The organism is Telluribacter roseus (assembly GCF_017355915.2).
In the GTDB taxonomy this organism is placed as follows: Bacteria; Bacteroidota; Bacteroidia; order Cytophagales; family Spirosomataceae; genus Telluribacter.
In genome coordinates this window covers 694,924-708,418 of record NZ_JAFEUV020000002.1, presented here as the reverse complement: position 1 = coordinate 708,418, position 13,495 = coordinate 694,924, and the positions used below count along the sequence as shown (strand labels likewise).

Genomic DNA, 13,495 nt, shown 5'->3' with positions numbered 1-13,495 from the left:
TGAGGTTGCGTCCCTCCATTAATAATTTTACTGTCATTACTCATCCAATAACTATACCCAAAAAAACAACGTACTGATAACCTGATAGTTAACTATTTATATAAAACAAAAAGTGCCCGATACCGGACACTTCACGTACGCAGCCGAACAGTTACTGTCTGCTATTTCTTCTTTACTTCCATGATCTCAATCTCCGTAAACTCGCCCTTCTTACCCCAGCCGCACTCTACCTGCTGCTTTCCGCTGGTAGCACGATACTTAACGGTAATAGGGGTAAAGCTGTAGCTATTTTCGGTTCTCCATTCGGCCACAGCTGCCTTCAATTTATTTTCGGTCGCTTTGGTAGGTACATAGTAGTAGGTCTGCTCGCCCGACGCTACCTCGATGTGCCAGTCACAGCCATCGGCGGCCAGATTGCTCACTACGGTAGCCTCCGTATCAACGACATTCTCGAGAGGTACTTCATTATCCTGGCAACTTACCCACGCCAGCAGCCCAAATAGTGTGATTACTAGTTTCATAATGGCTAATCAATTTTTTGTTTAAGGTGATAACTTATTAAAACTATACCGGCTAGCGTCTTAGTCCGCTTTGGCACAAGGCCCCTCCGTAAAGCGGGTAATGCCCGCCGCCAGAGCTTCACAGTCGTTGGGGTAGGTCTTGCCATTACACCCGCACACAGGAGCATATATCTCGTAACAGGCCCGGTCGTCGCGGGGACGCTCCTGGCAGTCTTTTACTGCATCCTGATCCTGGCATCCGGGTAGGCTCCCCCAAAGCAGCAGTACCAGCAGGGTGGTTTTCGAAATCAGTTGCATAGCTCTTCTGTTCCCTTTGGTTTACACCTACATAGAGTCGGTATAAACCAAAGGGGTTGTAAACTATACAAATATTTTTTTGTAAAGATGAAAGATCAGGCCCAACGGTACGGGCACAAGGGGAGTGAGACCATCCGGGCTAGCCGGTGGCAGTAAAACAACGGGGAAATCAGCAAGCTACTAAGGAAAGCGTAAAGGTAGGTGGATAGGCGTCAGGCGTTGGTAATATAGTGTTCCAGAAACTGAATGTGCTGCCGCTGCTCACTCATGATAGAGTTAACAATATCTCCAATACTAAGTACCCCTACGACCCGTCCCTGATCCACCACGGGCAGGTGTCGGATCTTCTTTTCGCTGAACAGCTTCATACACTCCTGAATACCCATATCCGACGAAACCGTGAATACAGGACTCGTCATAACCTCACTAATGGGGGTACTGCTGGCTTTGCGTCCCTGGACAATCCCCTTGCGGGCGTAGTCCCTTTCGGAGAAAATACCTACCAGTTCTTCTCCATCCAGCACCACTACGGCTCCGATATTTTTGTCGGACATAAAATACAGGGTGTCAATAACGGTAGTTGCAGGTGTTACACTCCATACGCCTGACGTAGGCTTGTCATACAGCAGTTTTTTGACTGAGATCATAACTTTTTCATTTTGAGATAGTAAAGAGAAAAGTACAACGTATCGAATATAAGCACCGGCTATATAAAATACAAATACTTATAAGAAATTTATTATTAAATTTCTATTGAAGCTGATTCTTTGTATATTCACTGAAAAAGAGACGTATGGTACCTGTTCTGATAGTGTCGATCCTACTGGTGCTGTTCGGATTTTTCCTGTTCAGCCTGCGCCTGCTTTTTGTGAAGGGGGGAGAGTTCAGAGGTACCTGCGCCAATAACAATCCACTCCTACGCAATGAGGGCGCTACCTGTGGGGTATGCGGCCGCAAAGCGGGCGAAGCCTGCGAGAAGCAGGAGGAGGAGGTAGTGAAGAGTGAGAAAGGATGATAATGATCTAAAACTTACTCCTTCTGACCGAATCCCGGCGTACTGTATACCTGCAGAGCGCCGTCCTCCCCTTCGTATATTCCGTATAGCTCCATCCTATGGGCTTTGGCGATCGGCAGCGCCTTATCCAGCCCCATTACCAGAAAAGCAGTAGCGTAGGCGTCGGCGGTCATGCAGTCGTCGGCGATGACTGAGATACTAAGCAGGTTATGTGTAATGGGAACACCCGTATGCGGGTCAATGGCGTGGCTGTACCGGCGCCCGTCGCGCTCGACAAACTTTCGATAACTACCCGAGGTAGCCAATGCCCGCCCGCTCAGAGGGACGACCGTCTGCAGGGGCCGCCCCGCCTCCTGGTTATCTACGGGCTTATCGATGCCTATGTGCCAGGCTTCGCTACGTTCATTCTGTCCTTCGGCCCGTACCTCCCCTCCTATCTCTACCAGGTAGTTGCGTACACCTCGGCTTTTAAGAAATCCGGCAATGACATCCACCGTATAGCCCTGCGCAATGGCATTAAAGTCAATCTCCATGGCGGGAGTTTCCTTTACCAGTTGTCCCCCTTCCAGCCGTACCTTCTGGTACCCCACCAGCCGCAACAAGCTATCCACCCGGACCCTGTCGGGCTGCGGCAGGCCTTTCTTATAGCTAAATCCCCAGGCCTTTACCAGCGGGCCTACGGTGGGGTCAAAGTACCCTTTGGTATCCGCTGCTACCTCCTGAGATCGCCGGAACACGGTAGTAAAGTGCGCATCGGCCCGTACGTAGGAGCGGTTGGCATTGAGCCCACTGATCACGGAAGTACTATCCCAGAGGGACATGCTGCGGTCAATCACCCGGAAGATGCTGTCCACCGACTGCGAGAAATCCCTGGCTAATGAGTCGTTGTAGACAATCCGGAAGGTAGTACCCTGGGCCTGCCCTTCGAGGTGGGTATAGCTCTTCCGGGTGGACTGGCATCCTGCCAGCCAACCCGCCCAAACTATACATACACAGATGAACTTTAACCGCATTAGCTACCGAAGTCGTCGAAGGATACGTTTTCGGATGGGATGCCCCAGTCATCGGCCATTTTGAGCACCGACTGGTTCATCATGGGTGGACCGCAGAAGTATACTTCCAGGTCTTCGGGAGCGGGATGTTTACTCAAGAATTCTTTGATTACTACGTTATGAACAAAACCAATGAATCCGTCGCCCTCGGGATCGTTAATGTCTTTCTTTACCGTCCAGTTGTCTTCGGGCAGGGGACCATCCAGGGCTACGACGAATTTAAAGTTAGGGAATTCTTTCTCGATCTGCCTGAACTCATCAATATAAAACAACTCCTTGCGGGTACGGCCCCCGTAGAAGAAGGTTACCTTGCGCTCAGTCTTCAGGGTATGGAACAGGTGGAACAGGTGCGAGCGCATGGGGGCCATACCGGCTCCCCCGCCTACGTAGAGCATCTCGCGGTCAGTATCTTTAATAAAGAACTCCCCGTAGGGGCCTGATATGGTTACCTTATCACCGGGTTTCCGACTGAATATATAGGAAGAAGCTACGCCCGGATTGACATCCATCCACCCGTTACGGGCACGGTCGAAGGGAGGCGTGGCGATCCGGACGGTCAGCTTGATGATGTTGCCCTCGGCGGGATGGTTGGCCATGGAGTAGGCCCGGAACAGGGGCTCGTCATTGACCATTTTGAGCGACCACAAGTCAAATTTATCCCAGTCCTCCTGAAACTTATAGGGCGAGTTGTGGTAAAGTGGGTGCGCCGTGATGTCTATGTCTTTGTAGTCCACTACCGTCTCGGGAATGTCGATTTGAATGTACCCACCCGCTTTGAATTCCAGATGCTCCCCCTCCGGCAGCTTTACCATAAACTCCTTGATAAACGTAGCTACATTGTAGTTGGACTCCACCGTACACTCCCACTTCTTCACCCCAAATACCTCCGCGGGTACCTCTATGCGCATATCCTCCTTGACCTTGACCTGACACGCCAGCCGGATGTGCTCCTTGACCTGACGGCGGTTGAGGTGGTTGGTTTCGGTGGGTAGTACTTCGCCTCCCCCTTCGTAAATCTGGCACTTGCACATGGCACAGGTACCTCCACCCCCACAGGCCGACGACAGGAAGATATTACGCGCCGCCAGCGTAGACAGCAGCGACGATCCCGGCTTCACGACCAGGGGTGTATCCCTGTTGTCATTGATGATGATGGCAACGTCGCGCTGGGGCAGCAGACGCTCCTTGGCCAGCAGGATCAGGAAGGCCAGCAGCAGGATGATGACTATAAAAACTACGACACTGGTGGTGAGTACGGGTAGCATGGGCGGTCAAAGTTTGATTCCGGAAAAGCTCAGAAAAGCCAGGCCCATCAGAGCCGTAATGATCATTGCGATACCCAGGCCCTGCAGGGGCTGAGGGACGTTGGAGTAGCGAAGCCGCTCCCGAATGGCCGCCAACAGCACAATAGCCAGGAAGAAACCAACACCTGCCCCCAAAGAGAAAACGGCCGTTTCGGCAAAGGTATACTGGCGCTCCTGCATGAACAGCGAAGTACCCAGGATGGAGCAGTTGACGGTAATGAGCGGCAGAAAGATACCCAGCGAAGCATAGAGCGCTGGCATAAACTTCTCTACGCTCATCTCGACCAGCTGCACGGCACCGGCGATGGTGGAGATAAAGAGTATGAAGGCCAGGAAAGTCAGATCCACCGAGGCCAGTGACGGATGTATCCAGGCCAGGGCCCCTTCGCCCAGCATGTAGTTCAGGATAAAGTAGTTGAGGGGGGTAGTCAGCACCATTACGAATATAACGGCCAGCCCCAGGCCAGAGGCCGTCTTGATCTTCTTAGATACGGCCAGGAATGAGCACATCCCCAGGAAGAAGGCGAAGATCACATTCTCGATAAAAATGGCTCTGATGAATATATTGATTAGCTCGTACATAGCTGTTAGGTAGTTAGGTGTTAGGTAGTAGCTTTTTAGCGTCACAACACCATGGCCTGTGTCCCCACAGGCCATTTATTCATATCTTTTACTCAGGACGCGTTGATAAGCTTGCGGTTGCGGCTGCGCTGCCACCAGATGTAGATCCCGATCACGAACAGAGCCGCCGGAGGCAGTACCATCAGACCGTTGTTGACGTAGCCCATGTCGTACGCCCACTGAGGTACTACCTTAAAGCCGAATAAGGTACCTGCCCCGAACAGCTCCCGGAAAAAGGCCACCACTAGCAGTATCAATCCGTAGCCGAGGCCATTGCCAATACCATCCAGAAAAGCCGGCCAGGGCCGTTGGGCCAGCGCAAAGGCTTCCAGTCGCCCCATCACGATACAGTTGGTAATGATGAGACCTACAAATACCGACAGCTTTTTGCTGATGTCAAACATGTAGGCTTTCAGGAGCTGGTCTACGATGGTAACCAGCATAGCTACAATGATCAGCTGCACGATGATCCGGATGCGGGTGGGAATGGTGCGCCGCAGCATGGATACGATCAGGTTGGAGAAAGCTACCACAAACGTAACCCCTAGCGCCATGATCAGGGCGGGCTTCATCTGCACCGTTACGGCCAGCGCCGAGCAGATACCCAGTACCTGCACGGTGACGGGATTGGAGTCATCGAGCGGATCCCGCAGGGTTTGTACATTCTTCTTTGAAAATAAAGCTTCTCTTTTCTTAACCGGTACTACGGACGGAGTTACGGTGGTAGCCTCTTCACGTACGGTGGTGAGCTGTTCTTCCTCACTCATCAGTTGTTCTTCTTCATTCATAACACATGCGATGGTCTGGTGAAAAATGGTTTACACTACTGACTCTACTTACGGTACTCACTCAACAGGTTATTACTCTTGTGCTTTTTGAAATAGGTCAGGTACGGTTCCAGCCCTTCTTTGATCATATTGTGGGTACCCTGCGAGGTAATAGTCCCTCCCGAGATGGCATCGACCCGGTACATATCGCCGTACTCAAGCTTATCCGTCTTCTTGATCACGTTCACCGACACAAACTGACCGTCATCCGACATGATCTTCTTGCCCCGGAACTGGTCCTGAAAAGGCTTTTCGGCTATTTCAGCGCCCAGGCCGGGAGTCTCGCCCTTGTGGTCGAAGTAGGCACCATAGATGGTATTGAAGTCCCCTTCGAGCGAGATGTACCCCCATATCGGTCCCCACAGCCCTACCCCCCGCACGGGTATGATATAGCTTTTGCCTCCTTCCGGTGCTGTGTACACGTAGAGGGGCAGCCGACGCTCTTGCCAATCCTTATCCGTTTCTTCTTTCATATCAATATCCTTGGCATCCACTCCCTCCAGTTCCTCTCCGGAGACATTGAGTACTACCTCTTTGATACGACTCCTGTAGGTCTGCTCGATCTGCTGTCGCTCCGTCAGGTCGAGGCGGACTGCTTTTAGAATATTGGCTTTGGTATCCAGTATAACGTTGGCCTGCTGAGCGGGCTTCAGCCCCTCGGCGGTCACGGCCAGTATCACCGCTGTCAGTACCGACAGCACCGCCGCGTAGATGAGTGTGTATTGGTTGCTATGCACGCTTTGCCCGGTTTTTGATGTGTTGCTCTACTACGACATGATCAATGAGTGGTGCAAAGACATTCATCAGCAGAATGGCCAGCATCACGCCCTCCGGATAAGCCGGATTAAATACCCGCAGCACCACCGTAAAGACGCCGATCAGGATTCCGTAGATCCACTTGCCCCGTTCGGTCTGGGCCGCACTCACCGGATCAGTAGCCATGTACACGGCTCCGAATGCAAAGCCTCCCATCAGCAGGTGGTAGTAGGCTGGTGTGTGCATGGCGTGGGTGGTAACATCCGCCGGCGCCAGCCCATTCATAAGCAGTCCCATACCCAGAGCACCCAGACAGCAGGCCACGATAATTTTCCAGCTACCTACTCCGGTACCAATCAGAAGCAGGGCCCCAAGCAGGCAGGCAAAGGTGCTGGTTTCGCCGATGGAGCCTGCTTCAAAGCCCCAGAACTGGCGCCAGGCCGAAGGCATAGCTTCCCAGTTGGTATCAAAAGCGACCAGACTGGTGGCTCCCGAATAAGCATCCACCAGCGTATGCCCCGGCTCGGGCGTAAGGTCCACCCATACGTCGCCGGTCATGTAGGACGGAAAAGCAAAAAACAGGAAGGCCCGCGCCAGCAGCGCCGGGTTCATGAAGTTCATACCGGTACCTCCGAATATTTCCTTGCCCAGTACCGTACAGAAAATTGCTGCCAGCCCCACCATCCAGAGCGGTATGGTCACGGGCAGAATGAGCGGGATGAGCATGCCTGTTACGAGGTACCCTTCACTCACCTGATGCCCCCGCAGGATGGCAAAAATGAACTCCACCCCCAACCCTACCGCGTAAGACACAATGACAATGGGAAGTACCCGCTGAGCGCCGAACAGGAAATTATCGACAAAGGACACCTGCATACCGTAGGCCTGGTAGTGCTGGTACCCTACGTTCCACATACCGAAGAACAAGGTGGGCGTCAGGGCTACTATAACCGTAAACATGGCCCGCTTGAGATCCATGGCATCGCGGATGTGTACTCCGTTGTGGGTAGTGTGTCCGGGCACAAACAGGAAGGTCTCCAGCGCGTCAAAAGCCGGATGGAACTTCTCAAAGCGCCCGCCTTTATGGAAGTGCGGCTTGGCAGTATCAACAAGCATACGGATTGGTCTCACGGCACAAGTAGTGTTAAGGGTTCAGGTATAGGTAATGGGTCCGGCGGGTGAGCATGACGCTCTCCTGACGGGCCTTTGAATACTGGCAAACTGATAAGCTATATCCTCGGGGCGCTGTCCCAGCCGGGACCACGACCCTGAGTTACCGATTCAAAGCAATCCTACAAACTACTGTACGCTACTGTATGGGGAGTAAGCTACCCTTCGGTACGGACGTATTCCAGCCCCTCCGAAATAATACGCTGTACTTCAATCTTGGAAGTACACACAAATTCACATAGAGCGAAGTCTTCCTCCGCAACTTCATAGATACCCAGCTGTTCCATCCGCTCGATGTCCCGGGCCAGGATGGCCTTCAGCAGTACGACGGGCATGATGTCCATAGGGAGTACCTGATCGTACTGGCCCGTCATGACAAAAGCCCGCTCTTCGCCGTGCATGTTGGTATCGAGCTGGTAACTACGCTTGGGAAACAACCAGGAGAAATAGGTACGGGACAGGCTGAGCTTATTAACGCCGGGTAGCAGCCAGCCCAGAAATTCCGGCTCGTCCCCTTCGGGCACGACCGTCAATTGATTGCAATAGTGGGATAGAAAGTCTTCGCTAGAGGAAGTGACACCAGTAAGAATGTTTCCTTGTACTATACGTAACTTTCCTTCTGCCAAACGTCCGTCCAGTAGAGTACCCAGCTTTTGTCCGGTAAGTACCCGATAATACTGCGGCTCCTTCACGCAGCTGCCTGTCAGGGCCACTATGCGCTCGGCCCGATACCGTCCCTCCCGGAACAGTCGGCCCATGATGACGACATCCTGCGGTTGTACGTACCAGACTACCTCGTCCTTCCGGATGGGCGACAGGTGGTGAATCTGTACGCCTACGTTGCCGGCCGGGTGCGGCCCCTGGAAGTAGTGGATGTTTTCGGAAGGAATATCTGCCAGATCCGCTTCATTGATCCTGCTATCAGCCCCTCCCCTCAGGCTTACATGCAGCCGCCCGGGAGCCAGCTTGTGCAGGGCATCCAGACCGGCCTGAAAGTTTTCTTTTTCCTGATCCAGGATGTACTCTATATCCGGAGCCAGGGGAGCGGTGTCAAAGCAGGAAATAAATATCCCCTTGGGCGTATCCTCGGGAGTGGCTATCAGCGTGTAAGGGCGCTGCCGGATGTAGTTCCAGCAGCCACCTTCCAGCAGGCGCTCTACGATAGCCTCACGGGAAAGTCCAACCGGATCTACCTGTGGATAAGACACATAGCGCAGACCAGCACGGTCGGGGATGATGCGTATTTCGAGGATGCGTCGCTTCTCTCCCCGCACTACCTCGGCCACCTCCCCACTCACGGGCGAGGCCACTTTTATAGCTTGGTTGCTCTTGTCATAAAACACAGGCTGGCCTGCCAGCACCTCCTGCCCCACTTCTACCAGTAGCTTAGGAACAACCAGCTTAAAATCAGCTGGTTTGACAGCTATCACATCTGATACGGGAAGTGAAGTGAGGACGTATCCGGCCTTTCCGACAAGATTAATATCGTAGCCTCTGCGAAGTTTGATTGCTTTACCCATAATGCTACAAAATCTTTTAATAGTTCAATAATAAGCTTTTGTAGCCTATTTCCTACTATCTGTTTCAAACATTTTTTCAGAAAATTTAAAAGCATTTTCCGGCACACATCCTGCTGCTCTTGCTGCTAATACTCAGGCAGTTCCACGCATCTTCGCAAAGTACCATTGTAGCCGACCCGGCAACCTTACTATACCATATTCACCTAATGGTATACATACAAAAAAGGTACCCCTCCCGGAGTACCTTTGCCTTGTACATGACTACCTCTGCTAGTTATCTTTTTCGTATTTCAATAATATCAATCTCATCGTATTCGGCTATACGTCCGAAACCACACTGCACATGACCCTTCTGACTAGTGGGACGGTACCTGATCCTGACCCTGGTGGTAATAGCTCCACCCGATCTAGGCAAAGTAGCTATAATGGTTTCGACTTTATACGCCGTGCTCTTACTGGGCAGATAAAAACTGGTGTGATGGTCGTGGGTTATCATAAAGTGCCACTCACACCCATCTACCGGCAGGTTATTTACCAGCCGGGCGTTGGTTTCTATGGTACCATCCGGATCTACTTCTTTGTCCTGACAGCCCACAAATACCCCAAACAGCAATAGTATGAATACATATCTTCTCATGGGTTTGATTCGTTACAGGCGCCTCCTGGTAAAGCAAGTGAATCCTTGCTTCTGTCAGAATCTCTACAAAATCTGTTCCTGACATGAGCGCAACTACCTACTACTGAAACCCAACTAACGGAAGCTGTTACTACTGATAGTCAAAGAGTCATAAATAAACAGGAGCAGTTGCTGAGGCTCTGTCCCCAGGCAACTGCTCCTGTTCGTTTACCCTTGTAGTTTTGCTAAGCCGTGGCTCCCTGTAAGAACCGGCGGCTCTCCTTCTTCACGAAGGTGATGGGTACAAACTCATCGGTAGGTGCCCCGATGTAGTACACGGTCCAGTCGGGGTCGTGGTGCGCGAGCATCTCGCTGATGCAGTCGGCGCGGTGTCCCTGTGGATTGCTACAGTCGTCCCAGTAGAATAGTTCTACGCGGTAGTGCAGCTGCTGCTTCTGTCCGTTGATGGTAACTTCCACCTCAATTTCCTGCTTGCCCGGAAGCGGAGGAATCGGAATTGCTATGTGACTCATACGTGTTAATTTATTTAAAGGTTAAGTAATTTATTAGTAAAAGGTACGAAAGCGGCCGCCGGAGGAGCGCCTCCCGCGCGGGATAAAAGCAGGAAAAGAGTACTGTCACCTATTATTGAGCTTCCCTTTCCTATCACTCAACTCATTATGATTAATAAAGCCTGCAAAGTAACTACTGCCGGGACTGCTGCGTAAACCTGGGCGGCGACTGCCACAGCACATTCACGATGTACCAGGTACCATATAACGTGCCAATGAATGTTTTACCTTTTTACTCTGCTTTCAACACTTTAACAGGTTCGATCTGCCCCGCTCGAATGGTTTGGGATAGGACAGTCAGTAGTCCGACCAAGGCAACCAAACCAAAGCCTATGCTTAAATTTATAAGACCTAAATCAAGATGACTGCCCATTTCTTCTCTTAATAATTTACCGCCAAACAAACCCGCTGGCACACCAATAAGCCCGGCATTCAGGATAAGAACACCAAAATTCTTGGTAACTATCCACACCAATTTTATATTGTTTGCTCCCAATATTTTCCGTATACCCAGTTCTTTGGTGCGCGTTTCTACGGAGTAACTGGCTATACCTAAAATGCCCAAAGCAGCGATTATCATGACAATCAGGGCAGAGCCTCCAAACATTTCCATTTCTCCACTGATTTCTCCATTAACTTCTCCTGAATAACGATACTCTTTTAAGTTATAAAGATTTGCTGTTTTCTCAGGAAAATGGTTTTTCCATACCGATTGAATGGCCTTGGTCGCTTCCAATTCTGTATTTGGCTTTATTTTTATGGTCAAGGTGGTTATTTCATTTGGCAAATACCGATAGATTAAAGGGAGTTGTTGGCCAATAATCTCATTGGGTATGATACCAATGACTTGTACAGAGGCAGAGTCCAGCAAGAGATTTTGCCCCACCAGGGTCTCCGATTTAGATTCCAATAATTTTGCGGCAGCTTCATTCACCAACACATATTGCTCCGTACTTTGGGGCATAGTTGAAGGAAAATTCTGCCCAGCTAGTAAGCTGATACCTTCTGTTTCAATGGCTTTCGGGTCAATACTTACGTACTTCATTTCCAGAATCTTATCGTTAAATGTGACAGAATCTTTGCCCATTTTAATCGGTTCATAGTACCAGTTCGTCGCCAAAATCGTTTCTACCTGACTTAACTGACTTATTTCGTTTTGCAGGTTTTGATATTTTTCACCTTTTAAATCCAGTGTCAGAACATTGGATGGCACAGTTGAGCTGATGATTGCCCTATTTTTTCTATCATAATCGGCTACTATGACAACCAATATCATAAATAGGATAGTCACTGAAAATTGAACGACTAGTAAAGCTTTGTAAATAGCAACACCCCGGAACAGCTTTATATTCTTCATTTTACGCAAAATCTGTATGGGCTGAAACGCTGACAATAGCCATGACGGAAATGCCCCGGCGACTAAGCCCGTGATAACTGCGTAGGTTATCAAGCCTACTATTAAGGATATATCCCAGGAGAATGTCACATCATCCATATCGGGTATATAGTGGGCTAACGTAGTAACACAGGGCACTGTAAACAACAAAGCTAGCAGGGCAACAATGGTCGATTCCAGTAAAAATTGACCGATAACTTGTCCTCTTGTTGCGCCTATGGTTTTGCGAACACCTACTTCCTGCGCCCGGGAGAAAGCACGCGCCAATGCCAAACTGATATAATTGAAAGCAGCTAAAAGGGTTAAAGATAGAATTATGAATAGCTGCGTTTTTACGTCTTCCCAACTAGTGCCCGCATTGGGGTTATTTTTAAGATCGATTTTTCTAGGGGTAATATCTTCTATGGGTTGTGCCAAAAATTGAAGATTGCTCTTATCCAATTTTCGATTATAGTTCTGGAGCGTAGCATTAAGTTGCTTTATATCATCTTCTGATTTTAAACGGGCATAAATTGCTGAACTCTTGAAGCCTCCCCAATCTTGTGAAATACTACTGATTGCTCCTTTTTTTTCGAGCATTTCAGCAGAATTAATAGACAGCATTGCCTCAATGGGCAGATGTGTTTCTAAAGGCGGGTCCTGGATTATTCCCCCAACGGTATAAGAACCTAAGCTTTCAAATTGAAGCGTATGTCCTAAGACATTGGTACTGCCAAATATTTTCTCTGCTGTTTTTTCTGTTAAAAAAAGGGTGGTGGAATTATTGGCAAGGCTTTTCGCATTACCTGACAATAATTTAAAGCCAAAAACATCAAAAAAAGAAGGCTCTGAAAATTTTATGTCAACAGGTACATCACCCTTGTCGGTTTGCAGGTTATGTTTTCCTGCCAGACGTACTTTAACCGTTTTTTCAATAAAGGAGACGCTTTCCATCTGAGTCGCTAACGGCAATGGAGCTGTTGCCCATTTGGTTTGTCCCCCCTCCTTTATTTCCTGCGTGAGTACCCGCACTATTTGGTTTAATTCCGGATGAAAATGGTCTGTATCAAAAGTGGCTTTTAGTCCTGTAAAAAGAATAACACCAACCGCCATACTCAGTGACAGGCTCAGTATATTGACTAATGAAAAAAGTTTGTTTTTCCAGAGTATCCGGATAGCGATTTTTAGATTGTTCTTTATCATGGCTCGTTAGGTGGTTAGACGGTCCGCCGCGCGGCGCTAGCTAGTAGCTGTTAGTTCTTTTTTCTGAAATCTTGACTGGCTTCACTGGGCCTATGTTTCTTCACCGTAACCTGTGTGTCCTCACGGGTCACGGTGAAGAAAAGTAAGATTTTGCGTATCTACTGCCGGGTCTGCTGCGTATACTTAGGCGGCGACTGCCACAGCACATTCACGATGTACCAGGTACCATTTTCCTTCATCAGGTGGATGTAGTCAATACCCCATACAGCCTTTACCTTGGCCGAAGCCGTCTTGTCGGCTATTTCAAATACCTCTACCTCCCGCGGCGACTGCGCATTGGTGCGGTTGCCGTCCTTGTTCCATACTTTGGCCAGGCTGATCAGAGCCGGGAAAGGCATCTCCAGCTGCCGGGAGTAGTTGTTATCCTTCGTGCTATACGAGAAGCCGCGCTTCTGCAGGCTCGGGTGGATGCTCTGGTATGCCAGTGTAGTATCTACTTTATAGAAGGCATCAATGTAGTTGAAGCAGGCTTGCTTGACAGCCGCCAGATCTTCGGTTTGGCTGTTCTGGGCGTAAGTCCGGGTAAGCGCCGTCAAAAACAGAATAATCACAAATAACTTCTTCATAGCTAATCCATTATACGTTA

The 13,495-nt window shown here is 49.8% G+C and carries 15 protein-coding genes; 1 reads left to right on the top strand and 14 read right to left on the bottom strand.

Annotated elements, in window-relative coordinates; all coding sequences use genetic code 11:
• Positions 1–161: 161 nt before the first annotated feature.
• The 3 genes from JTN23_RS06145 to JTN23_RS06135 form a co-directional block, all read right to left on the bottom strand.
• Positions 162–521, bottom strand: a complete 360-nt coding sequence (locus tag JTN23_RS06145; RefSeq protein WP_247233120.1) for a hypothetical protein — start codon at positions 519–521, stop codon at positions 162–164.
• Positions 522–581: 60 nt separating this feature from the next.
• A complete protein-coding gene (locus JTN23_RS06140; RefSeq protein WP_247233118.1) occupies positions 582–818 on the bottom strand; it encodes a Kazal-type serine protease inhibitor family protein in 237 nt (78 codons plus the stop codon).
• 212 nt (positions 819–1,030) lie between these two features.
• Complete coding sequence (locus JTN23_RS06135) at positions 1,031–1,465, bottom strand: CBS domain-containing protein (protein WP_247233117.1); 435 nt, start codon at positions 1,463–1,465, stop codon at positions 1,031–1,033.
• A gap of 146 nt (positions 1,466–1,611) precedes the next feature.
• On the opposite strand from JTN23_RS06135, the gene JTN23_RS06130 reads away from it, so the two are divergent.
• Positions 1,612–1,833 (top strand): hypothetical protein, encoded by a 222-nt coding sequence (locus tag JTN23_RS06130; RefSeq protein WP_247233116.1) that lies wholly within the window; start codon positions 1,612–1,614, stop codon positions 1,831–1,833.
• Positions 1,834–1,847: 14 nt separating this feature from the next.
• Here JTN23_RS06130 and JTN23_RS06125 read toward each other — a convergent pair whose 3' ends face one another.
• From JTN23_RS06125 to JTN23_RS06075, 11 genes are all read right to left on the bottom strand, one after another.
• Positions 1,848–2,846: an FAD:protein FMN transferase gene (locus JTN23_RS06125; protein WP_247233115.1), complete on the bottom strand. Its 999-nt coding sequence runs from the start codon at positions 2,844–2,846 to the stop codon at positions 1,848–1,850.
• A complete protein-coding gene (nqrF, locus tag JTN23_RS06120) occupies positions 2,846–4,150 on the bottom strand; it encodes an NADH:ubiquinone reductase (Na(+)-transporting) subunit F (protein WP_247233114.1) in 1,305 nt (434 codons plus the stop codon). Before nqrF ends, JTN23_RS06125 begins: the two co-directional genes overlap by 1 nt.
• A gap of 6 nt (positions 4,151–4,156) precedes the next feature.
• The gene (gene nqrE, locus JTN23_RS06115; RefSeq protein WP_247233113.1) at positions 4,157–4,771 is read right to left on the bottom strand and encodes an NADH:ubiquinone reductase (Na(+)-transporting) subunit E; all 615 of its coding nucleotides are present in this window, start codon (positions 4,769–4,771) and stop codon (positions 4,157–4,159) included.
• 92 nt (positions 4,772–4,863) lie between these two features.
• The gene (locus JTN23_RS06110; RefSeq protein WP_409049434.1) at positions 4,864–5,577 is read right to left on the bottom strand and encodes an NADH:ubiquinone reductase (Na(+)-transporting) subunit D; all 714 of its coding nucleotides are present in this window, start codon (positions 5,575–5,577) and stop codon (positions 4,864–4,866) included.
• Between the two features lie 65 nt (positions 5,578–5,642).
• Positions 5,643–6,374, bottom strand: a complete 732-nt coding sequence (gene nqrC, locus JTN23_RS06105) for an NADH:ubiquinone reductase (Na(+)-transporting) subunit C (protein WP_247233109.1) — start codon at positions 6,372–6,374, stop codon at positions 5,643–5,645.
• Positions 6,367–7,509, bottom strand: a complete 1,143-nt coding sequence (locus JTN23_RS06100) for an NADH:ubiquinone reductase (Na(+)-transporting) subunit B (RefSeq protein ID WP_262918457.1) — start codon at positions 7,507–7,509, stop codon at positions 6,367–6,369. The genes nqrC and JTN23_RS06100 overlap by 8 nt, the downstream gene beginning before the upstream one ends.
• A 212-nt stretch (positions 7,510–7,721) precedes the next feature.
• On the bottom strand, positions 7,722–9,083 hold the full coding sequence (locus JTN23_RS06095) for a Na(+)-translocating NADH-quinone reductase subunit A (protein ID WP_247233105.1): 1,362 nt from the start codon (positions 9,081–9,083) through the stop codon (positions 7,722–7,724).
• 274 nt (positions 9,084–9,357) lie between these two features.
• Positions 9,358–9,720: a hypothetical protein gene (locus tag JTN23_RS06090; protein WP_247233104.1), complete on the bottom strand. Its 363-nt coding sequence runs from the start codon at positions 9,718–9,720 to the stop codon at positions 9,358–9,360.
• Between the two features lie 224 nt (positions 9,721–9,944).
• Entirely contained in the window at positions 9,945–10,232 is a 288-nt protein-coding gene (locus JTN23_RS06085) for a hypothetical protein (RefSeq protein WP_247233103.1), read from the bottom strand.
• A 271-nt stretch (positions 10,233–10,503) separates the two neighbouring features.
• Complete coding sequence (locus tag JTN23_RS06080) at positions 10,504–12,849, bottom strand: ABC transporter permease (RefSeq protein WP_247233102.1); 2,346 nt, start codon at positions 12,847–12,849, stop codon at positions 10,504–10,506.
• A gap of 158 nt (positions 12,850–13,007) precedes the next feature.
• The gene (locus JTN23_RS06075; protein WP_247233101.1) at positions 13,008–13,475 is read right to left on the bottom strand and encodes a nuclear transport factor 2 family protein; all 468 of its coding nucleotides are present in this window, start codon (positions 13,473–13,475) and stop codon (positions 13,008–13,010) included.
• Positions 13,476–13,495: the final 20 nt, after the last annotated feature.

What these genes read in the sequence shown, in the direction of transcription:
- JTN23_RS06145 (WP_247233120.1), bottom strand. Translation starts at nt 521, where the DNA reads ATGAAACTAGTAATCACACTATTTGGGCTGCTGGCGTGGGTAAGTTGC.
- JTN23_RS06140 (WP_247233118.1), bottom strand. Translation starts at nt 818, where the DNA reads ATGCAACTGATTTCGAAAACCACCCTGCTGGTACTGCTGCTTTGGGGG.
- JTN23_RS06135 (WP_247233117.1), bottom strand. Translation starts at nt 1,465, where the DNA reads ATGATCTCAGTCAAAAAACTGCTGTATGACAAGCCTACGTCAGGCGTA.
- JTN23_RS06130 (WP_247233116.1), top strand. Translation starts at nt 1,612, where the DNA reads ATGGTACCTGTTCTGATAGTGTCGATCCTACTGGTGCTGTTCGGATTT.
- JTN23_RS06125 (WP_247233115.1), bottom strand. Translation starts at nt 2,846, where the DNA reads ATGCGGTTAAAGTTCATCTGTGTATGTATAGTTTGGGCGGGTTGGCTG.
- nqrF (WP_247233114.1), bottom strand. Translation starts at nt 4,150, where the DNA reads ATGCTACCCGTACTCACCACCAGTGTCGTAGTTTTTATAGTCATCATC.
- nqrE (WP_247233113.1), bottom strand. Translation starts at nt 4,771, where the DNA reads ATGTACGAGCTAATCAATATATTCATCAGAGCCATTTTTATCGAGAAT.
- JTN23_RS06110 (WP_409049434.1), bottom strand. Translation starts at nt 5,577, where the DNA reads ATGAGTGAGGAAGAACAGCTCACCACCGTACGTGAAGAGGCTACCACC.
- JTN23_RS06100 (WP_262918457.1), bottom strand. Translation starts at nt 7,509, where the DNA reads ATGCTTGTTGATACTGCCAAGCCGCACTTCCATAAAGGCGGGCGCTTT.
- JTN23_RS06095 (WP_247233105.1), bottom strand. Translation starts at nt 9,083, where the DNA reads ATGGGTAAAGCAATCAAACTTCGCAGAGGCTACGATATTAATCTTGTC.
- JTN23_RS06090 (WP_247233104.1), bottom strand. Translation starts at nt 9,720, where the DNA reads ATGAGAAGATATGTATTCATACTATTGCTGTTTGGGGTATTTGTGGGC.
- JTN23_RS06085 (WP_247233103.1), bottom strand. Translation starts at nt 10,232, where the DNA reads ATGAGTCACATAGCAATTCCGATTCCTCCGCTTCCGGGCAAGCAGGAA.
- JTN23_RS06080 (WP_247233102.1), bottom strand. Translation starts at nt 12,849, where the DNA reads ATGATAAAGAACAATCTAAAAATCGCTATCCGGATACTCTGGAAAAAC.
- JTN23_RS06075 (WP_247233101.1), bottom strand. Translation starts at nt 13,475, where the DNA reads ATGAAGAAGTTATTTGTGATTATTCTGTTTTTGACGGCGCTTACCCGG.